This is a genomic window from Alteromonas sp. ASW11-130 (assembly GCF_026183735.1).
GTDB lineage: Bacteria > Pseudomonadota > Gammaproteobacteria > Enterobacterales > Alteromonadaceae > Alteromonas.
The window spans coordinates 25,644-46,251 of record NZ_JAPFRE010000044.1 but is presented as its reverse complement, the minus strand read 5'-3'; the positions used below and the strand labels follow the sequence as shown (position 1 = coordinate 46,251).

Annotated in this window: 17 protein-coding genes; 5 read left to right on the top strand and 12 right to left on the bottom strand. The window is 43.1% G+C overall.

Translation table 11 applies throughout. The annotated features are described in order from the left end of the window. Positions 1-44: 44 nt before the first annotated feature. Entirely contained in the window at positions 45-695 is a 651-nt protein-coding gene (queE, locus tag OPS28_RS14810) for a 7-carboxy-7-deazaguanine synthase QueE (protein WP_265610315.1), read from the top strand. A gap of 79 nt (positions 696-774) precedes the next feature. After that, positions 775-1,602 (top strand): amino acid ABC transporter substrate-binding protein, encoded by an 828-nt coding sequence (locus OPS28_RS14805; RefSeq protein ID WP_265610243.1) that lies wholly within the window; start codon positions 775-777, stop codon positions 1,600-1,602. A gap of 545 nt (positions 1,603-2,147) precedes the next feature. On the opposite strand, the gene asnB is transcribed toward OPS28_RS14805, so the two are convergent. Next, positions 2,148-3,815 carry an asparagine synthase B gene (gene asnB, locus OPS28_RS14800; RefSeq protein ID WP_265610242.1) on the bottom strand — a complete coding sequence of 556 codons (1,668 nt, stop codon included), beginning with the start codon at positions 3,813-3,815 and terminating at the stop codon, positions 2,148-2,150. An 824-nt stretch (positions 3,816-4,639) separates the two neighbouring features. Continuing rightward, positions 4,640-6,292, bottom strand: a complete 1,653-nt coding sequence (locus OPS28_RS14795) for a M28 family metallopeptidase (protein WP_265610241.1) — start codon at positions 6,290-6,292, stop codon at positions 4,640-4,642. 70 nt (positions 6,293-6,362) lie between these two features. Between OPS28_RS14795 and OPS28_RS14790 the strand changes: the two genes are divergently transcribed. Further along, complete coding sequence (locus tag OPS28_RS14790) at positions 6,363-7,223, top strand: DUF3025 domain-containing protein (protein ID WP_265610240.1); 861 nt, start codon at positions 6,363-6,365, stop codon at positions 7,221-7,223. Here OPS28_RS14790 and OPS28_RS14785 read toward each other — a convergent pair. Continuing rightward, positions 7,220-7,924, bottom strand: coding sequence for a YIP1 family protein (locus tag OPS28_RS14785; RefSeq protein WP_265610239.1), 705 nt, complete (start codon positions 7,922-7,924; stop codon positions 7,220-7,222). The genes OPS28_RS14790 and OPS28_RS14785 overlap by 4 nt on opposite strands. Before the next feature lie 212 nt (positions 7,925-8,136). Between OPS28_RS14785 and OPS28_RS14780 the strand changes: the two genes are divergently transcribed. Further along, positions 8,137-8,928: an ABC transporter ATP-binding protein gene (locus OPS28_RS14780; RefSeq protein WP_265610238.1), complete on the top strand. Its 792-nt coding sequence runs from the start codon at positions 8,137-8,139 to the stop codon at positions 8,926-8,928. Next, the gene (locus tag OPS28_RS14775) at positions 8,919-10,112 is read left to right on the top strand and encodes an ABC transporter permease (protein ID WP_265610237.1); all 1,194 of its coding nucleotides are present in this window, start codon (positions 8,919-8,921) and stop codon (positions 10,110-10,112) included. The genes OPS28_RS14780 and OPS28_RS14775 overlap by 10 nt, the downstream gene beginning before the upstream one ends. Positions 10,113-10,209: 97 nt before the next feature. Here the strand turns inward: OPS28_RS14775 and OPS28_RS14770 are convergent, their stop codons facing one another. From OPS28_RS14770 to OPS28_RS14730, 9 genes are all read right to left on the bottom strand, one after another. Beyond that, a complete protein-coding gene (locus OPS28_RS14770; RefSeq protein ID WP_265610236.1) occupies positions 10,210-11,934 on the bottom strand; it encodes an SLC13 family permease in 1,725 nt (574 codons plus the stop codon). A gap of 24 nt (positions 11,935-11,958) precedes the next feature. Beyond that, the gene (gene cysN, locus OPS28_RS14765) at positions 11,959-13,371 is read right to left on the bottom strand and encodes a sulfate adenylyltransferase subunit CysN (RefSeq protein ID WP_265610235.1); all 1,413 of its coding nucleotides are present in this window, start codon (positions 13,369-13,371) and stop codon (positions 11,959-11,961) included. A 2-nt stretch (positions 13,372-13,373) separates the two neighbouring features. Then, positions 13,374-14,162: a 3'(2'),5'-bisphosphate nucleotidase CysQ gene (gene cysQ / locus OPS28_RS14760; RefSeq protein WP_265610234.1), complete on the bottom strand. Its 789-nt coding sequence runs from the start codon at positions 14,160-14,162 to the stop codon at positions 13,374-13,376. Further along, positions 14,162-14,755 carry an adenylyl-sulfate kinase gene (gene cysC, locus OPS28_RS14755; RefSeq protein WP_265610233.1) on the bottom strand — a complete coding sequence of 198 codons (594 nt, stop codon included), beginning with the start codon at positions 14,753-14,755 and terminating at the stop codon, positions 14,162-14,164. Before cysC ends, cysQ begins: the two co-directional genes overlap by 1 nt. Beyond that, positions 14,755-15,669, bottom strand: coding sequence for a sulfate adenylyltransferase subunit CysD (cysD, locus tag OPS28_RS14750; protein ID WP_265610232.1), 915 nt, complete (start codon positions 15,667-15,669; stop codon positions 14,755-14,757). Before cysD ends, cysC begins: the two co-directional genes overlap by 1 nt. A gap of 191 nt (positions 15,670-15,860) precedes the next feature. Next, on the bottom strand, positions 15,861-17,372 hold the full coding sequence (gene putP / locus OPS28_RS14745; RefSeq protein ID WP_265610231.1) for a sodium/proline symporter PutP: 1,512 nt from the start codon (positions 17,370-17,372) through the stop codon (positions 15,861-15,863). Positions 17,373-17,442: 70 nt separating this feature from the next. Further along, entirely contained in the window at positions 17,443-18,150 is a 708-nt protein-coding gene (locus OPS28_RS14740; RefSeq protein WP_265610230.1) for a DUF3379 family protein, read from the bottom strand. After that, positions 18,143-18,655, bottom strand: coding sequence for a sigma-70 family RNA polymerase sigma factor (locus OPS28_RS14735; RefSeq protein ID WP_265610229.1), 513 nt, complete (start codon positions 18,653-18,655; stop codon positions 18,143-18,145). The genes OPS28_RS14740 and OPS28_RS14735 overlap by 8 nt, the downstream gene beginning before the upstream one ends. 80 nt (positions 18,656-18,735) lie before the next feature. Then, positions 18,736-20,592, bottom strand: a complete 1,857-nt coding sequence (locus OPS28_RS14730) for a DUF885 domain-containing protein (RefSeq protein WP_265610228.1) — start codon at positions 20,590-20,592, stop codon at positions 18,736-18,738. Between the last annotated feature and the right edge of the window lie 16 nt (positions 20,593-20,608).

Below are 20,608 nucleotides of genomic sequence, written 5' to 3'. Positions count from 1 at the left end.
TAGGAGCGTTCAGGTTGTCAGCAGAGCCGTTAAAAATAAATGAGATGTTTGAAACCATTCAAGGGGAAGGGGTGTATACCGGCTTACCTTCAATCTTCGTGCGCTTACAGGGCTGTCCGGTGGGCTGCCCATGGTGTGACACCAAACATACTTGGACCTTGGACGACGCATTTCTCACGTCATCAAGCGCCGTATTAGAAAAACAGAATGAATCAGAACATTTCTTTAATGCAAATGAACATGAGCTGCTCGAATTATTTATACAACGCGGCTATCGGGCAAAACATGTAGTGATCACCGGAGGTGAGCCATGCATGTACGATTTAATCCCATTAACCCGATTGCTGCATGAGCAAGGATTTACAACTCAGATCGAAACGAGTGGAACCTATGAGATTAAATGCGTAGAAGCAACGTGGGTCACGGTATCGCCCAAAGTAGATATGAAAGGAGGGTTGCCTATTCTTGATTCAGCGTTGCTTCGCGCCAATGAAATCAAACATCCTGTAGCCATGCAAAAACATGTTGATGAACTGGATTTATTATTGCAACGGCTAGGTGACAAGCAACCAGAACATATTTGTTTACAACCGATAAGTCAGCAGCAGCGAGCGACTGATTTAGCAATCAAAACTTGTATCCAGCGAAACTGGCGTTTATCTTTACAGACGCACAAATACATTGGAATTGAATAATGCGATGATGACGTCCATGAATTTGATTAACACAATGATAATAAAGGTATTTTTAAGTACAATTTTATGGTTCATACCTGTGGCTGTATTTTCGGCAACCTGGTCGCTCACGTACCCTCGTCCTATTGAAGAAGGGGATCTTCGAGACGAATACCCTTTGGCTCTTCTTACATTAGCACTGGAAAAGACAGGAGTGAAATACAGTCTGCTGCCGTCTGAACGGATTTTATTACAGGGTAAAGCCCTTCGGCAGCTAAAAGAAAACCGCGAAATAAATGTGATGTGGAGCATGACTGACATTCAGCGGGAAAAAGACTTGTTGCCTATCCGTATCCCAATCAGCAAGGGGCTAATTGGATGGCGAATCTTTCTTATCAACAAAGGCTCACAAGCTCGCTTTGCCGGTATTACCTCATTACAAGACCTTATTAATTTGCATCCTGTGCAAGGAGAGGATTGGCCTGACACAAAAATATTACAAGCAAATGGCTTCAATGTAGTAACGGTAAGAGAGCGTAACCGTGCGTTTCAGGCTGTGGTGACAAACCGAGCGGGTTATTTTCCTCGTTCCGTCATTGAGGGCTATCAAGAAGCCACTATACCCTCTATCGCCAACGAACTTATTCTGGAAGAAAAGTTAGCTATTCATTATCCCGCGGCGATGTATTTTTTTGTGAACCGGGGTAATACGACGTTAGCCCGACTGATTGAAACTGGACTTCAACGCGCGGTTGAAGATGGTTCGTTCGACGCGCTTTTTATGTCATCTCATGAAGAAGCGCTTAAACAAGTAAACATGGAAAAGCGCAAAGTATTTCATTTAGACAATCCTTTATTGCCAGAAAAAACACCTATTGAGGATGAGAAGTTGTGGTATTTTCCTGAAGTGGTGAAAAAATCTAACTAACGTGTATTATCCGATATTTTCCTACACGTCAGAAAAATAAAGGGTTATGCCTAGCGAGGGTGAAAAGGGATAGTTATATGTGCAAATATCTCTTTACTACTGCACTGGAAAACTAGGGGGCGAGCAATATTGCCTGAACATTACCTCTACTTAACCCCTAAGGGGCGTATGTTCGTTCGCTACAGGCGAGTTGAGCGAAAGTTAAGAACGCATTAGGTCCTGTGCCCTCGGAATGTTGGTTCAACCTTTCCATCGTACGCACCAGCCGTTCCTGATATCGATCATGAAGATATGCCTTTCACACCGCAGAAGCGTTTTTCCACTCTTGATACATGCATAAAGGAGGTTTAAGTGAGGCGTATTATGCGAGGTTAAAGCAGTTCTAACGTTGAAAAACTACACTTGAAGAGAGAAAGAGGAACGCGTCTATTCAAACTGCCGGGAATAGAAGAGAACATGGCATTCCTTCGCCAACGTTCCAGCATTAGCTATATTCATCGTTTTTTGAACTGATTACCCATGCTCGTAAATGAGCATATTCGGTGTCAGTTTTGTTTGTGGACGCCTTTCATTGAGCGGCCAGACGGGTCAGCGTTGGCTTTAAAGCTTTCATCCCACTCTAAAGCTTCAACGGTACTGCATGCAATTGATTTACCGCCCGGTACACATTTCGCCGCACTTTCCTGCGGGAAGTAGCTCTCGAAAATAGTGCGATAATAATAACCTTCTTTGGTGTCGGGTGTATTCACCGGGAACCTGAACTCTGCAGCTGCTAATTGCTGATCCGTCACTTCAGTGTCCACAAAGTCGCGGATAGAGTCGATCCAAGAATAACCGACGCCATCACCAAACTGCTCTTTTTGCCGCCACAACACGTCCGCCGGAAGCACATCTTGGTCATCAAAGGCTTTGCGTAGAATCCATTTTTCCATCTTTTCAGGTGAGCACATTTTATCTTCAGGATTCAGCCGCATGGCGACATCAATAAAGTTTTTATCTAAAAAGGGGACGCGCGCTTCCACGCCCCAGGCTGAAGTAGCCTTGTTTGCTCGAGCGCAGTCGAACATGTGTAGACGAGCTAACTTGCGCACCGTTTCCTGGTGGAATTCTTCTGCATTGGGGGCTTTGTGGAAATACAGATAGCCACCAAAAATTTCATCTGCGCCCTCACCGGACAATACCATTTTAATGCCCATGGCTTTAATTTTACGACTCATTAAATACATTGGCGTAGCAGCTCGAATAGTCGTGGTGTCATAGGTTTCTAGGTGATAAATTACGTCTCTGATAGCGTCTAGACCCTCCTGAACGGTGAAATTAATTTCGTGGTGAACGGTACCAATTTTTTCTGCCACTTTCCGAGCGGCAATTAAATCAGGTGCATTTTTTAAACCCACTGAAAAACTGTGCAAGCGTGGCCACCAGGCTTCTGATTTATCTTCGTCTTCAACGCGATTAGCCGCGTATTGCGCGGCAATGGCCGATACGAGGGATGAGTCCAAGCCACCCGATAATAAAACGCCATACGGCACATCTGACATTAGATGCGATTTAACGGCTTTTTCGAAAGCCTGTTTCAATGCTGGCAAATCGCTTTTGTTGTCCTTTACTGCATCGAATTCCATCCAGTCGCGGTGATAGTAGCGCGTAATTTTGCCATCTTTACTCCATAAATAGTGGCCAGGAGGAAATTCGCTGATGGTTTTACAGATGGGTGCCAGGGCTTTCATTTCAGACGATACATAGAAATTACCGTGAACATCATATCCTGTATAAAGCGGAATAATACCCATGTGATCCCGTGCGATAAGATAGGCATCCTCAATTTGATCATACAATACAAACGAAAACATCCCTTCAAGTGAATCGATAAATGACACACCGTGTTCTATAAACAAGGGCAGAATAACTTCACAATCAGAGCGTGTTGTAAATGAATAAGGTTGAGTAAGCTTATCTTCTAAGGTTTTATGATTATATATTTCGCCGTTCACAGCCAAAATGTGCTGTTCATTTTGGCTAATAAGGGGTTGCGCCCCATTATCCACATCTACTATTGCGAGGCGCTCATGACATAAGATGGTATTATAATTATTCCAGATACCCGACCAGTCTGGGCCGCGATGACGCAGCAACTTGGCTAAATCAAGTGCCTGAGTACGTAACTCATCCACGTCGGTTTTTATATCCAAAATAGCGAAAATACCACACATAATAAGGGATCCCTCTTATCAGTAATTAATTGAAGGTTTGTCGTTTCTGTCGCGTAAGAGGAGAGATTATTAGTCGCTTACCACTTTTTTGTTTTATGCAGGTAGCGAATTTATTATGGATTGAGGCCAGCTCAATTCTCCTTCTCTTGACTGTGCCATTGTGGGCGAAAAAAGCAAGCGAAAAATGGTGACGATGCACAATAATGCGCGCTTACTCTTGCGGGGATATATCTACTTTTGAAAAGGTAATTCGCAGAGGGTATTGTGAGGCTTAATCGAGTATAGGTTGGGCAATAGAACGTTTCAAAAGTTGTCCCAATAGTAGAAAGACGATGCAACTACATTACGCGACACTATTCTATTAACGCCGCTATATTCAAATTTTATCACACAGTTGTCATTTGGTTCGCCCATCGTGCTTCGAGCAGAACCCGGGCTATATAAGTTCAGCAGTTACGGCGAGGTAAAATAAAAAAGCCAGATTGTATAAAATCTGGCTTTAATGCGCGCTTACTCTTGCGGGGATATATCTACTTTTGAAAAGGTAATTCGCAGAGGGTATTGTGAGGCTTAATCGAGTATAGGTTGGGCAATAGAACGTTTCAAAAGTTGTGCCCAATAGTAGAAAGACGATGCAACTACATTACGCGACACTATTCTATTAACGCCGCTATATTCAAATTTTATCACGCAGTTGTCATTTGGTTCGCCCATCGTGCTTCGAGCAGAACCCGGGCTATATAAGTTCAGCAGTTACGGCGAGGTAAAATAAAAAAGCCAGATTGTATAAAATCTGGCTTTAATAACAAAATAGATAAAGAAGTCTATTTACGTTGGAACTCGCTCTCTTTATTCCACGCAGGCCATTCATTGGCATTAGCCACATCATAGCCAACTTCAAATAACATTTGCGTATCTTGTGCTATGCCGGACAAGTCCCAATTTTCTCGGTATTGGTCGCATACCTGATGATAGCATCCCGTAACAATTACGTTCATACGTTTACGATACGTTGCTGTTTCTTCATCAAAAGGTTCCGTTCCACCCTCGGCATACAATGCTGGGACGCCTTGTTTAGCAAAGCTGAAGTGATCAGAACGGTAGTAGTATCCGGCTTCAGGACGATCTTCCTGAGTCAGATGACGACCTTGACGCGTTGCCGCTTTTTCAAGATAGCCTTCCATTTGAGATTTACCCATCCCTACGACAGCGACATCCTTTGTTTTACCCAATACATTCATCGCGTCCAAATTAATGTTGGCCACCGTTTTATTGATTGGAATAACAGGATTATCCGCATAATATTTTGAACCTAACAGTCCTTGCTCTTCTGCGGTGACAATGAGAAAAGTGATTGAACGCTTCGGGGCTGTATTCAGTTGAGCAAATGCATTTGCCATGACGATAGTTGCGGCGGTACCCGTGGCGTTGTCATGGGCGCCATTATAAATCTGGTCACCTTCCAATGTTTCATCTTTTCCAAGGTGATCCCAATGCGCGGTGTAGATAATATGCTCGTCAGGTAGTGCTGAGCCAGGCAGGGTGGCAATAAAGTTATAACTTTTAGACTTCTCAAACGCGTTCTTAACGGTAATGGATGCCTTGATATCCATTGGCTTTGAATAAGGCCCTTGCATGGCATTGGCTTTTTCTTTCTCAAAATCAAGGCCAGCGTCACTGAACACTTTTTTCGCCGCCGCTAAGGTCAACCAGCCTTCAACAGATACTCTGCTAGCACCCCCATCTTTGCTGACTAAGCCATACTGCGGTCCACTCCAGCTATTCGCTACTACAGACCATCCATATGAAGCTGGTGCGGTTTCATGGACAATTAGTGCGGCCGCTGCACCTTGACGGCTAGCTTCCTCGTATTTATAACTCCACCGACCATAATATGTCATCGTCGTACCCTGAAACTTACCACTATCAGGGTTCTCAAACCCGGGATCATTTACAAGAATAACAACTGTCTTACCTTCTACATCTAAACCTTCGTAATCGTTCCAATCGTATTCTGGTGCGTTGACGCCATATCCTACAAAAACTAATTCCGATTCGTTCAGGTTGATTTCTGCTCGTTCGCGCTTTGAAGATGCAACCATATCTTTTTTATATTCAAATTGATTTTCACCAATTTGTAATTGCATATTGGGATCAGCGGTGATTTCCATTAATGCAACTTCTTGTAAAAAGCTGTCACCATTACCAGGCTCTAAGCCCGCTTTTTTAAATTCTTTCGTTAAGAAATCCAACGTCTTTTGCTCGCCCACGGTGGTGGGTAGACGGCCTTCGAATTCGTCAGAAGCCAGTGTTTTAAGTGGTGCGCGAATTTGTTCTGCATCAATAGAGTTGTACACACTTTCAAAGTTAGAGGGGGTACTCATCTCATTGGTTGCTGAAACTGACTCATCAGTGTCTGCGCATGCCATTAGCCCAAGCGTTGATGTGACTAAAAAAGGCAAAAGAATTTTTTTCATTTTTTATCTCTGTTTGCTCTACAATCCAGCCCAGTATAGAGAAAAGACTTTTTATTACCAACCAGTACCTATGAAATTAAACGATAAAAACAGATATTGGCAGAACACAGTAGAAAATTGTATGAATCTTGTTCCGTTAAAGGAGCTTAGAGCGCAACTTAAACTCTTCGACTTTTCACATTTTCCAAACGCTGAGGAGTTAAATTTAATCGCGCAAAAGCACGTAGATGCCTTTACAAACGTACCGTTATTCAAGGCCAATCAGCTATTTGAGGATGACGAGCGCTATTATGAAGAAATTGTTTGTCAAAGTAACCAGGTTCCTACCAGAGAAAACAGTTGGCATGACTTCTTTAACGCGCTTATCTGGCTCCAATTCCCACGAACCAAGCGATTATTAAGTGAGCTTCACCAACAAGATATTAGCTCTTATGGGATAAATCCGCGTACAAGAAGGCGCAATCATATCACTCATTTCGACGAGTGCGGAATCATTCTAGCGATACCATCCGGTAACATAATTAAAGGAAACGAACTGCTTTCTTTGCTCGCCAATCATCAGTGGAACCATGCATTTATCGATAAAAGAGAAGAGTGGGGGAGGACCGTTTTGCCAGTAGTATTTGGTCATGCGATGTTGGAAATGATGCTGGCGCCCTTTATTGGGCTAACTGCTAAATGGTTAGCTGTGGAAGTTTGTGAGGAGTTTGCTGAGCTATCGTTCCAGCAAAGAAATAGAGAATTGGATAGTGCGTTATTGCGAAAAATAAACGCATTAAATAATTTCGATATTAAACATCCGTTAAAGCCTCTACCGGTTTTAGGCGTACCTAATTGGTATGCGAGCCAGTCGGAAAAATTTTATAGCAATACGGAGTATTTCAGGCCATTGCGCCGTCAAAATGAATGGCCTGATTACATATTGGTTTAAAGTGCAATCATCACTAACCAGATAGCCCAGATAATAGCGTACGGCGCTGCGGCTATAGTTGCTGATTTTTTGGTTGAAAAGCGGGTCCATTGACTCACACCGACAGCCATTAAATATATCGCCCAAAAAGCATCAAGTTTGATTGATTGAGCGAAGGCAAACCAAGGCGAACTCATATCAATATTAAAAAGATAGGCTATTGATAGTGGAGCTAGTACGGTGGGTGTAATTTGGTGACCATCCGCCATAAGAATTAACCCTAGGGCGAATAAACTACTTACCACGACGGGCATACCCAGCCACCAGGTCATACCATACCAATCGGTGAACCCCTGTTCATTTTCTGCCGCTGACCGTGTGGCCAGATTTAAATACAATGCAATAATCGCATTAATAATGATATAACCAAAAAATATTGCGACAGACGCGAAGCTGATGGTAGCGGAAGGCGTTAGTTGCTGGCGAAATTGCTGTTGTTCAGCAGGACTGCGATCCGCATATTGTGCGTCAACTAATAACTCTGTATACCAGTTGAAATCCACAGAGTGAAAGTAGGCGTATTGCGGTAAAATAGTGACGATAATCACAATAAAGAAGGGTAGCCAAGACCAATTATTGTTTTCTGCTAAGGCACGAAATACGCCATTAGGACGGAAAAATATGTCGTTACAGGCCTGAATGGGATTACTTACAGTTTGCATCCAATGCTCCTTATAGATGTTTAATCTCACCAGAATACTGACTTCTGAACCATTAGTACATGCACAAAAATGGCTTTGGAGCAGTTTTAACTACTTTTTTCCCATAACGATATAAAACGCTATATTCTAGACACTATGGCGGAATTTCGGAAAAAGATAGTCTTCCTTGCAATAAATATCTCACTATGAATCATAAGGATAAGATCGAACGTATGATATCAATTTCAGATCTGGCAAAAAAATTTAAGGTGGAAAACCCAAAAAAACTCAGTGATCAGGAAAAAAGGGATCCGCGTCTAAAAGGCAAGTTTTTTCATTCTGTTAAAGATGTGTCTTTTTATTGTGAAAAGGGACAAGTTTTAGGGCTGCTAGGCCCAAATGGTGCGGGCAAAACCACTACATTAAGAATGCTCTCCACGGCACTGAAACCAGATACTGGCGAGATTCTTCTCGAAGGGGTGAACGTAGTCAAAGACCCCCTCTTAGCGCGAAAAAAAATTGGTTACCTCTCTGGAGCGACAGGTTTGTATGGCAAGTTAACGGGTCGGGAAAATATTACTTACTTTGCCCAACTTCACGGTATGCGTCCACACGCTATAAAGCAAAAAATTGATCAATTAGCCAATACGTTGGACTTACATAGCTTTTTAGACCGACGCTGCGCAAACTATTCTACGGGGATGAAGCAACGTATAGCTATTGCCAGAACAGTAGTTCACGATCCTAAGGTGGTTATTTTGGATGAACCCACCACGGGCTTGGATATCATGGCGACACAAACGGTATTAAATTTCATAAGAGGGCTAAAAAATAACGGCGTGCCTGTTATTTTTTCCACGCATCACCTTGCAGAAGTGGATGAGTTGTGTGATCGCGTCACCGTTATTAATCAGGGAGTAACCGAGTTTGATGACTCCATCTCGGCGTTCCGCGCTTTGGCTCCGCAATCTATGCATCAAGCATTTTTACATACGCTCAGACAGGATGTTCAACTATGTGGCTAGTCTTTCTAAAAGAAGTTAAAGAACTTGTACGCGACAAAAAAACGTTATTTTTCATGATTGCTCTACCCATGATTGTGTTCCCCTTAATCATAGGTGGTGTCGCATGGTTTTCGGGTAAAGCTCTTCAAGAGGCGCAGACAAAAACACTTACCTATTCAATTGTAGGAGCTGAATTCGCTCCCGAAATAAATCAACAGTTAAATGACGAAAATGGGTTTAAGTTAATTTCAATACCTGATGAAACTGATTTTAAAGAATGGATAAATTCCGGGCGTGCGGATTTCGTTATTGTTATTCCTGACAACTATGGAGTTAACCCACTTCAATCCGGGCAAATTAACATACAGGTTTATCTGAATGACGCTAATTTAAATATGGTCGAAAGCCGTCTCAACTCAATAGTGAAAGATATAGCAAGCCGAAATCAGCAATTAGCATTTAACCAACTGGCACTGAGTGAATCCCAGCAGGTGGCGCTAATAGAACCTATCGTGCTGGAAAAGGTCGACATCGCCGATAAACGTGAAAGTATAGGGCATAAAATCGGAGGCTTTATTCCGTACTTTATTTTTATTTTGTGTCTTCAGGGTGCGATGATTCCTGCCACTGATTTAGGCGCAGGCGAAAAGGAGCGAGGCACGTTAGAAACACTTCTTATCTCACCTATTGAACGGCATAAATTGGTTCTTGGAAAATTTTTAACGATTGGCTTTGCAGGCGTCGTTTCAGCCCTTGTAACAGTGGCGAGTATGGCAATCTGGGGCATTTTGCTCAGTCGAGGAATGGCGATTGAGCTGGTAGCTGAATTTATGGGTTCGATCAGTATTATTGATTTTATCTTAATGTTTTTGATGTTGGTGCCGGTGGTGGCTATTTTTGCAGCCGTGCTATTAAGTTTGTCTATATATGCCAGAACCTTTAAAGAAGCACAAGGTTATATGACCCCTCTGGTTATGATTGTTATCGTTCCAGTAGTCTTGTCAATGTTGCCTGGCGTGGAACTTAAAGGGGGCTGGGCGTGGGTGCCACTCACCAACGTCGCGCTAGCAATACGAGAATTGATCAAAGGAACAATGGATTACATGCAGCTGATAGCAATTTTTGGCTCAACGGCGATTATTGCAGGCTTATTATTGACGTTTTGTGTGTATTGGTTTAACAAAGAGAAAGTGTTATTTAGGTAGCACTGTAATATTCGTAATTTAAAAAACCTGCCAATAATGGCAGGTTTTTTTTAACTAACTCAGGTTTTTGTTAGAGACGAATGATGGCGCGCTGCTATTAGAAGTACATAACATTCAGTAAGCTGATAACGATTGAGCTATACACAATAGAAATCGGAAGACCAATTTTAGTAAAGTGCGTGAACTTGTAATCAGCGGCGTTAAAAGCCAGCAAGTTTGTCTGATAGCCATACGGGGACATAAAGCTAGCACTTGCTGCGAACGCTACCGCCAAGGCAAAAGGCATAAGCGGAGCGCCAATAATCTCAACCACACCGTAAGCAAAAGGAAACATAAGTGCTGCAGCGGCATTGTTGGTAACAAATTCGGTTAGCAGTAATGTAGTGACATAAATAACTGCCAATGCGACTAACCAGTTTGTGTCTGATAAATATGGCAATAGGAAGTTAGTGCTTTTAGCGATAACACCAGAATTCTCCAATGCAGTCGCTAGGCTCAGTGCTCCTACGATAACGACCATTAAATTCAAGGGTAAGTTGCGTTTTAGCTCACCATTAGTTACCACTTTAAAAGCAACTAAGGCCGCCGCAAAGAACATAAGCCCAATAGCCAGCGGTACTAAGTTAATCGCCGCTAAGCCGACAGTGATCAAAAAGCCGCCCAGGGCAATAACTTCTTGTTTTACGTTTAAAGGTCGGGCAATTTTTTGATTGCTTAAAACAAAAAAGTTTTTAGATAAATTGTGGCGGGAATGAAAGTCCGGACCGGTGGCTAATAGTAGAAAGTCGCCTGCTTTCAGTTTTATCTCACCTAACTTCCCAGAGAGCTGTTCACCGTCGCGCCGAATTGCCACTACAGCGGCATCAAACAACGCCCTAAAACCTAATGCTTTGATGGTTTGTCCAATAACCTGTGCGCGATTGGCTACGAGCACCTCAGTAAGGTTCTCACGCATAATGCCATCAGCCTCAGCGAATGTAGTCAGGCCACGGATATGGCTTAAATTATCAATCTTTTGAACATTCCCAGAGAAAATAAGTTTGTCTCCTTCCTTAATAACAAGGTCTGGGGTAACAGGAGAAATAAGTTGGCCGTCGCGGATAATTTCCGCTAGAAATAATTCAGGTAGATTACGTAGATGGTTCTCTTCAACTGACTTGCCCACAAGTTCAGAATGAGGCTCTACATCCGCTTCTAAAAGGTATTCTCTGAAATTGTTTTGTTTGTTCTGAATATTAGGTAACAGAGGTGTAAGAAAAAACATCAGCAAACCACAGGTCAAGCCCGCGATTAGCCCATACAACGTGAAATCCCAAAATGCGAAGCCGGGGTGGCCGTGTTCCTGTAGAAAACTATCTACAATAAGATTTGTTGAGGTACCAATCAGGGTGACTGTACCGCCTAGAATCGCCGCGTAAGAAAGCGGGATGAGAAAACGTGAGGCAGGGTGAAATTGGTTTTGTTTTACCGGTCCAATCAAACTTGCAACGATAGCTGTGTTGTTCAATAAGGCAGAGGAGAAAAAGGTTAGCCCGAATAGTCGCCAATACGACGCACTAAAACTGTGTGTAATTAACTTGCGGCCCAAGCGTTTGATCAAGGCAGTTTTATCTATAGCGCTACTGACCAGCAGTAGCAAAACTAAGGTGATTAAGCCTTTGTTCGTTAGGTTAGACAGTATGTCCTCAAATTTAAGCTGTTGAGTAATAATTAAGCCGAGCATAGCTGCGGCAAAAATAGTAGAGGGGCGCTGGTTAGAAAAAATCAGCGCCAGAATGGTACCGAGAAAGACACTCAGTACCACTAACTGGCTCAGATCCATAGTTGTAAACTTCCTTAATGGTTACTATTTGCTAATATCCATAGCATTCCAGTGAGGGAAGTGTTTACGTACCAATGCATTAAATTCTAATTCGAACTCAGAATAATGGGTAGAAGCGTGTTGTTGATCCTTCGACAACTCATCAATGATCATGCCAGCCCCAACTGTACCATTGGTTAAGCGATCAATTACTATGAACGCACCCGTCGCTCTGTTTTTTGTATAGGGGTCGCAGGCAACAGTCTGGGTGAATTTCATGTCAACTACGGCAATTTCGTTCAGGTTCAAATGCAGCGCATCTTTTTTCTCAAGCGTGTTAACGTCAATTTGGTAATCGATATGAGCTACCGCACCAGACGTAACTTTCGTGGCAAATTTGAACGCATACTGCTTATTTGGCATTAACGGCTCTTCTGACATCCATACCAAGTGAGACTTAAACTGCGTTGAAGAAAGCGGTAAATTGTCTGATTTAACAATCATGTCGCCTCGGGAAATATCAATTTCATCTTCCAGTGTCAACGTCGTTGCCTGCGGAACATATGCGTGATCTTGTTCACCAGCGAAGTCGATTATCGATTTGACTTTAGAGGTCTTTCCAGAGGGCAAAGCAGTAATTTCATCGCCAGGTTTAATTTCGCCCGATACAACCGTACCTGCGAAGCCACGGAAATCCAGGTTAGGACGGTTAACATATTGAACAGGAAAACGGAAATCATCGTGATTGTTATCTTCGCTGATTTCGATACTTTCCAATAGTGACATTAACGGCTCATCCTCAAACCATGGTGTGTGCTGACTCTTATTGACGACATTGTCACCTTCTAGGGCAGAAATCGGAACAAAGCGTATATCAGGAATATCTAGGTTCTTAGAGAACTCTAAGTAGTCTTCACGAATTTGATTGTAGGTTTCTTCGCTATAACCCATTAAATCCATTTTATTAATGGCAACCACAACGTGCTTTATACCCAATAGGTTAACTAAGAAAGAATGCCGTCTAGTTTGTGTTTTTACGCCACCTCGAGCATCTACAAGAATGATTGCAAGGTCACAAGTAGAGGCACCTGTAACCATATTGCGAGTATACTGCTCGTGTCCGGGCGTATCTGCGATAATAAACTTTCGTTTATCCGTAGAAAAATAACGGTAAGCTACGTCGATGGTGATACCCTGCTCACGTTCTGATTGCAAGCCATCAACCAGCAAAGCCAAGTCGACTTTGTCACCCGTGGTGCCCACTTTTTTACTGTCTTTGGTAATCGCCGCTAACTGATCTTCGTAAATCATTTTAGAGTCGTGTAATAAACGACCAATTAACGTGCTTTTTCCGTCATCTACACTGCCGCAGGTTAAAAAACGCAGTAAATCTTTTTGTTCATGTTGGTCTAAATAAGCAAGAACGTCTTCTTGCAACAAACTATTTTCACTATTCATGCTTATGCGCTCACTAAGAAAAAGGGGTTTAATACGGACGATTTCTGATTATAGGTTAACGCTTCGGCGTCCGGGTCTAGCGGATTGTCGGGGTCAAGAACGGTCACACTCGCCCCAGCAGCTAATGCAACTGCATGGGCCGCACCCGTATCCCACTCAGAAGTTGGTCCAAGGCGGGGATACAAATGTGCTTCGCCACTGGCAACCAAACAAAGCTTTAATGAACTACCCATCGCAACGAGTTCCGTTTCATCATCCAGTTGGTCAAGTAGATTTTTGATCTCTGGGCTTTGATGCGAGCGACTTCCAACTACTTTCCATACTTCGCCGTTTTGATGTTGACGTGCTTCAATCGATTTAGTGCCTGCGGTATTCTCAATCCAAGCACCTTTCCCAACTATACCAACATAAGCTTCTTTTCGAGCCGGGGCGTAAACAACCCCCATAGTTGGTTTGCCATTATCGATTAATGCAATGTTGACGGTAAATTCTCCATTTTTCTTAATGAATTCTTTAGTACCATCAAGTGGGTCAACTAACCAATATTGTTGCCAGGTCTGGCGTTCTTCCCAGTCAATATCAGCAGACTCTTCTGATAAAATAGGCAGGTCTGAAAGTTCTTTAAGTTCTTTGACAATACAATTATGCGCGGCTAAGTCAGCTTCTGTAAGCGGGCTGGTGTCTTGCTTTTCATAGATGTCAAAGTCCTTCTCATATATACCCATAATTTCATCGCCCGCCAGTTTGGCGATACGTAAAATTTGCTGGGCGAGAGGGTCGGGTAATGTCATTACACAAGGCCTCTTTCAGTCAATAATGAATACAAGCGCTCAGCGGTATCTTCTGCGCTTTCATCTTTATAAGTTAAGTGGACTTCAGCAGAAGCGGGGGCTTCGTAGGCTGAATCGATGCCTGTGAAATGTTTGATGTCTCCGCTACGCGCTTTTTTATACAACCCTTTTGGATCTCGCTGCTCACAGACTTCAAGCGGTGTATCAACAAACACTTCAACAAATTCACCTTTTTCGAGTAAGTTACGACAAAAGTCGCGATCAGCTTGAAAAGGGGAAATAAAAGCCGTAATTACAATAGTGCCAGAATCGACAAATAGTTTTGCGACTTCACTGATTCGACGAATATTTTCTACGCGGTCCTTGTCATCAAATCCTAAATCACCACACAAACCATGTCTGACATTATCGCCATCAAGCAAATACGTATGTTTGTTTTGCTCGTGAAGTTTCTTCTCAAGCAAATTAGCCAATGTGGATTTACCAGAGCCACTTAACCCGGTTAACCAAATAACCCGAGGAGCTTGCTTTAGTACTTCACTTCGTGTTTTTTTGGATACTTCGTGTTTGTGCCACACGATATCGGTGGCCATTAGAAATATCCTTCCATTTTCTTCTTCTCCATTGAGCCAGCGCTATCGTGGTCGATGACCCGCCCCTGACGTTCCGAAGTTTTAGTTAATAACATTTCCTGAATGACTTCGGGTAGGGTAGATGCAGTAGATTCTACTGCACCTGTCAGTGGATAGCAGCCTAAGGTGCGGAAGCGTACCGACTTCATCTCTGGCGTTTCACCCTCTTTTAAGGGCATACGGTCATCATCAACCATAATTAAAACACCGTCACGTTCTACGACTGGGCGTGGTTTTGCCAGGTACAGTGAAGGAATGTCGATATTTTCAAGGTAAATATATTGCCAGATATCTAGCTCAGTCCAGTTCGACATAGGGAATACGCGAATGCTTTCGCCCTTATTAATTTGCGAGTTATAGATGTTCCATAACTCAGGGCGTTGATTTTTGGGGTCCCAGCGATGATTATCATCGCGGAAAGAGTAGACTCGCTCCTTAGCACGAGATTTCTCCTCATCTCGGCGCGCACCACCAAAAGCGGCGTCAAATTTATACTTGTTTAAAGCCTGCTTTAACGATGCTGTTTTCATGATATCAGTGTGTTTCGCACTTCCATGAGTAAACGGACCAATACCAGCATCAACACCCTCTTGGTTGATATGAACAATCAAATCAAAGCCATATTTTTCAGCTTGACGATCTCGAAACTCGATCATTTCCTGGAATTTCCATGTGGTGTCCACATGCATCAAAGGAAATGGGATTTTACCCGGAGCAAATGCTTTGCGCGCTAAATGAAGTAGAACCGAAGAATCCTTACCTACAGAGTACAGCATAACTGGGTTGTCAAACTCAGCGGCGACTTCACGAAAGATATGGATACTTTCGGCTTCGAGTTGTTTTAGATGCGTTATCGATGGAATAGTTGCAGTCATTTTCGAATCCGAATAAGTAAGTTATATGCTAAACAATTATATGTATAGAACCCTACCATATTTAGGATCATTTTTGCTATGCGATTTGGCTATTTGAAATAGCAGTTTTATTCCTATAAATGAAAAGGAAAATACCCTTGGCCGAGTATACTCCCCTTATAAAAAAGCCGCGATAGTTCGCGGCTTCAATTCTAAGAATGGGTCTTAAGTTCAGCTTGGAATTTATCGAAGGTTTCTGTTACGCCCTCTCTAGGTTTTCCTGATTTGCTTAAGATGATAATGGCCAGGCTTGATAATACAAAACCCGGAACAATTTCGTACATCCACGCGCTAAGCGATTGCCCATTTATTTGGACGGGTAAATAAATCCAAAGGAGTACCGTAACCGCACCTACAATCATACCCCCTAAGGCGGCTCTACGGGTCATATCGCGTCGGAACAAGCTAAATAGAACCAGCGGCCCAAATGCAGCCCCAAATCCAGCCCACGCATTACTGACTAATGTTAAGATTGTTGAGTCGCGATCATAAGCTAGATAAATGGCTACTAGCGCTACCACCACCACAGAAATACGGCCGGCCACAACCAACTCCATATCTGACGCATCTTTGCGTAAAAACGCCTGATAAAAGTCACTGGTAAGTGAGCTTGAAGTAACCAATAATTGCGATGAAATCGTACTCATAATGGCGGCGAGTATGGCTGCTAGTAGAAAGCCGCCTATAAGGGGGTGAAACAGTATTTGTGACAAATGAATAAACACCGTTTCAGGATCTATTTGGGTTTGTTGCACGGTGGTGACATATGCCAAACCAAATAGGCCGGTCATTAAGGCGCCGGTAATGGATACTATCATCCAGCTCATCCCGATATTTCGTGCGGTAGGGATGTCTTTAACTGAACGAATCGCCATGAATCGCACGATAATATGTGGCTGACCAAAATATCCCAAACCCCACGCCATAAGTGAAATTATTCCAATTAAAGTGAGATGTTCGCCATTAACAGCGTTAACAAAAAGCTGTAACAGAGTAGGATCTATACTTTCAATAGCCACGATAGCATCGTTCATCCCACCTAATTCCATAATGACCACTACCGGGACCATCACTAGCGAAACAAACATAATACAACCCTGTACGAAATCGGTCATGCTGACTGCCATAAAACCACCTACTAACGTATAGGCAACGACAACGCCTGCAGTAACATAAAGTCCTACTTCGTAACTGAGATTAAACGAGGATTCGAATAATTTACCGCCAGCCACGACGCCGGACGACGTGTATAGGGTGAAGAATATGACAATAACTACAGAGGCTATTACCCGTAGTGCCCGCGAATTATCGGCGAAGCGATTTTCAAAATAATCAGGTAAGGTGATAGAGTTATTGGCGACTTCGGTATAAACCCGCAGACGAGGGGCAACTAATAAATAATTAGCGAGCGCGCCTAAGGTAAGACCGATGGCTATCCAGCCGGCGGATAAGCCCGAAACATACATCGCTCCGGGTAAGCCCATTAGCATCCACCCGCTCATATCTGAGGCGCCCGCCGAGAGGGCAGTGACGGCTGGGCCCAATTGACGCCCACCGAGCATGTAACCTTCTACGTTTGTGTCTGTTTGACGATAAGCGAACAAGCCGATGCCAAGCATTGCGACGAAATAAAGACCTAATGAAATGAGTGTACCTGTAGCCATACATTTTCCTTTTTCTTTTAATGCTAACAGGAAGTGAACTAAGTCTCTATGGTATGGATGAGATTGTTGTTTAAATAGAAAACGTAAGGGTTTTCTTTAGTTTACTTTCCCAAGCCGTCAAATCAGCATCCCGTTCACCCATTACTACAACGCTACGATCGTTCATAGTAAGTAGCGAACCCTTTACGTGCTCATTAGCAAACTGTTTGGGTATGTAACGACTTTCATGCTCGGGAAAGACGAAAACAGACAAGGTCCCTTGCGCCGTTTTTAAAATCAAATGTAACGTTTTCGCAGCCCCTAAATAGCAATGATTGGCCACTTTAACCTCTCCCATATTATTTTCAAATTGCGCGCCATAACCTGCAAGCTTTGCATTCACATTGGTTAAATCCGCGGGAGCGTCGGCGTGGGCTTCCTCTTGATCTGCATACGATGCGTGGGTCAATAATTGGTTTTGTAAATCTGCGTTTAGCCACTGGTTCCAAAGGGTGAAACTCACACCTATCATTATGGCTACAGATGCAGCTACAGCTAATAAGCGGCGTGAACGTTGTTTTTTCTGTTGAAACTGCTTTATGCCTTGTTGCCATATTAGCCGATGGGCTAAATCCTCCGGCACCGCAATATCAGTTGCTTTTTCGAGCTTTTGATTAAAAGATTTAACCTCATTCCAAAAAGCTTGTTTCTTCGTATCTGTTTTTGCAGCCGCAATAACCGCTTCGTCAGTGGTATTTGGATCAGCGTAGATACGACGTCTGAATTCTAACTCATCCATTTTGTTTACCTCTAAAGTTAGACTGATTCTCTAGTGCTTCTCGAATTTGATTTCTGGCTCGGAACAAGCGTGTCATCACCGTGTTTTTATTTAAATTAAGCTGCTGTGCTATTTCTTCACCACTTAAACCAAAAATTAATTGTAGCACCAACGGCTCTCTATATTCGGTGCTTAATCCAGCCAATAAGCGTTGTATGTCCCGCTGTTGCATCGATATTTGTGCAGGTTCAATTTCATCGAACAAAAATTCTTCGTTTACGTCAGTCATTGGAAGTTGTTTACGTTCAAATCGTCGTGCATTTTCCCTTTTTAAAATAGTGATAAGCCAAGACTTCGCTGCGCCTTCATCCTGTAATGCATCTAATGATTTCCACGCCCGCAAAAAGGTTTCTTGCACGATGTCTTCGGCCACCGACGTATCCTTTATCAACCATACTGCGTAACGGTAGATATCTGCATGAAACGCGTGAACCAACGCTTCATATCGTTGTTGTTTTGTCTTCATGGGGAATAAGACCCGATACGTGCCTGTTTCATTTCACTTAAGAAAAAAAAGCCCAACGAAAAGTTGGGCTTAAGAAGCGCTTAGGCTTGTTTTGTCTTTTCTATCCATCCATTTATCTTTTCTTCGAGGATAGAAAGGGGGACTGGACCGTCTTTCAATATTTCGTCGTGAAACCCTTTATAATCGAACTTATCGCCCAATTCGTTCATCGCTTTTTCCCGCAGCTCCATAATTTTTAGTTTACCTATCATGTAGGCAGTAGCTTGACCGGGCATCGCGATGTATCTCTCTATGGCTTTCACCGCGTCTAGCTCAGGATTGGGGGTGTTTTTGATAAGATAATCGATGGCTTTTTCACGCGACCATTTTTTCGAATGGATGCCGGTATCTACAACCAAACGGCAAGCCCGCCATAACTCCATGGCCAAGCGACCAAAATCAGAGTAGGGGTCTTTATAGAACCCCATGTCTTTTGCCAGTTCTTCACTATATAACCCCCAGCCTTCCGTATAGGCTGTGGAGCTTAGGAACTTCTGGAACTGCGGTACGCTGTCTAGTTCTTGCGCGATGGCTCGCTGCATGTGGTGACCTGGGATACCTTCATGATAGGCCAATGCCTCAAGTTGATAGGTAGGCATAGACTTCATATCATATAGGTTGGCGTAGTATATCCCAGGGCGGCTGCCATCTTGAGCAGGGCTTTGGTAGAAAGCCTTACCCGCAGACTCTTCACGGAATGCTTCTACCCGTTTAACCACCATGTCTGCTTCTGGAATTAAGCCAAAATATTCAGGGATTGCTTCACGCATTTTATCCACTGCTTTCTTGGCTTCGTCCAAGTACTTTTGGCGGCCTTCAGGCGTATTGGCATAATAAAACTGGTCATCGTTGCGCATGAATTCGAAAAATTCTTGCAGTGTGCCTTCAAATTCGACCTGTTTCATAATGTCTTTCATAGACTCGTGAATACGTTTCACATTCTCAAGGCCGATGTTATGCACTTCATCCGCGTTCAAATCCGTTGATGTGAACCACGCAAGGCGATTGTCATACCACGTCTTGCCTTCAGGTAAACGCCATACACCGTCACCCTCAGGCGATAGTTCCCGTTGATGCTTTAATTCGGCGATTAACTTTTCATAAGCGGGTTTGACTGAGGTTAATAACGCGGCTTTGCCTTCTTCAAGCAGGCTTTGTTTTTCAGTTTCTTCAATATCAAGGGCGTTTACTTTGGTCTGGAAGTCTTCCCAGATAGAGGAAGGCTCCTCAGCTGCATCATAAGGCGCGCCAGTGATGACGTTTTCCGAAGCTTGGATCATTTGGTCATAAGACCACTTAGGAGGAAATACCTTTTTTTCTTCCCGAAGTTTCATTTGATCAATTACCTGATCAAATAATGTATCTACTTTATCGAGTCGACTGATGTAGGCTTGAGCATCAGACTTATTGGACACACTGTGAATATTGATTAAGAAGCTTGGCACCATCGTATGGGCTGCTCTGAACTGATGAACCACGTAGTAGTGATGTCTGAATTTATCGTTTTCCAGCTGCTTTTCAATCTGATCACGGTATAGGCGTAGGCTTAACTGCTCCTGTTCAGAGAGTTTTTCTGTATCAAAGTTATCTAATTCTTCGAGTCGGTTTTTAGCAATAGCGATCTCTTCGTCTTTGTATTCCTCACTTTCATCATTCCACTCTCCATATTGCTCGCCCTTAATACCTAGATAGCTTTGGAATAATGGAGAACGGTCTAAGTCTTCTTGGAAGCTGCGTTCAAAAAAAGCACTTAAGCGCTCTGATTCTGATTGTTGTGTAGATTCTGTTGCCATCTCTGCCACAGTTGTTTGTGTTTTTGTTTCCGGGGCAGGTGAGCAGGCCATTAGACCTGAGATCAACACAGCGAGGGGGGTTACTTTCCAAATTTGATTCTTCATTTTCTCTCCGGTTTAA

Excerpts from the sequence above, each read along its gene's own strand:
- queE (WP_265610315.1), top strand. The coding sequence starts at position 45 with ATGTTTGAAACCATTCAAGGGGAAGGGGTGTATACCGGCTTACCTTCA.
- asnB (WP_265610242.1), bottom strand. The coding sequence starts at position 3,815 with ATGTGTGGTATTTTCGCTATTTTGGATATAAAAACCGACGTGGATGAG.
- OPS28_RS14795 (WP_265610241.1), bottom strand. The coding sequence starts at position 6,292 with ATGAAAAAAATTCTTTTGCCTTTTTTAGTCACATCAACGCTTGGGCTA.
- OPS28_RS14790 (WP_265610240.1), top strand. The coding sequence starts at position 6,363 with ATGAAATTAAACGATAAAAACAGATATTGGCAGAACACAGTAGAAAAT.
- OPS28_RS14785 (WP_265610239.1), bottom strand. The coding sequence starts at position 7,924 with ATGCAAACTGTAAGTAATCCCATTCAGGCCTGTAACGACATATTTTTC.
- OPS28_RS14780 (WP_265610238.1), top strand. The coding sequence starts at position 8,137 with ATGATATCAATTTCAGATCTGGCAAAAAAATTTAAGGTGGAAAACCCA.
- OPS28_RS14775 (WP_265610237.1), top strand. The coding sequence starts at position 8,919 with ATGTGGCTAGTCTTTCTAAAAGAAGTTAAAGAACTTGTACGCGACAAA.
- OPS28_RS14770 (WP_265610236.1), bottom strand. The coding sequence starts at position 11,934 with ATGGATCTGAGCCAGTTAGTGGTACTGAGTGTCTTTCTCGGTACCATT.
- cysN (WP_265610235.1), bottom strand. The coding sequence starts at position 13,371 with ATGAATAGTGAAAATAGTTTGTTGCAAGAAGACGTTCTTGCTTATTTA.
- cysQ (WP_265610234.1), bottom strand. The coding sequence starts at position 14,162 with ATGACATTACCCGACCCTCTCGCCCAGCAAATTTTACGTATCGCCAAA.
- cysC (WP_265610233.1), bottom strand. The coding sequence starts at position 14,755 with ATGGCCACCGATATCGTGTGGCACAAACACGAAGTATCCAAAAAAACA.
- cysD (WP_265610232.1), bottom strand. The coding sequence starts at position 15,669 with ATGACTGCAACTATTCCATCGATAACGCATCTAAAACAACTCGAAGCC.
- putP (WP_265610231.1), bottom strand. The coding sequence starts at position 17,372 with ATGGCTACAGGTACACTCATTTCATTAGGTCTTTATTTCGTCGCAATG.
- OPS28_RS14740 (WP_265610230.1), bottom strand. The coding sequence starts at position 18,150 with ATGGATGAGTTAGAATTCAGACGTCGTATCTACGCTGATCCAAATACC.
- OPS28_RS14735 (WP_265610229.1), bottom strand. The coding sequence starts at position 18,655 with ATGAAGACAAAACAACAACGATATGAAGCGTTGGTTCACGCGTTTCAT.
- OPS28_RS14730 (WP_265610228.1), bottom strand. The coding sequence starts at position 20,592 with ATGAAGAATCAAATTTGGAAAGTAACCCCCCTCGCTGTGTTGATCTCA.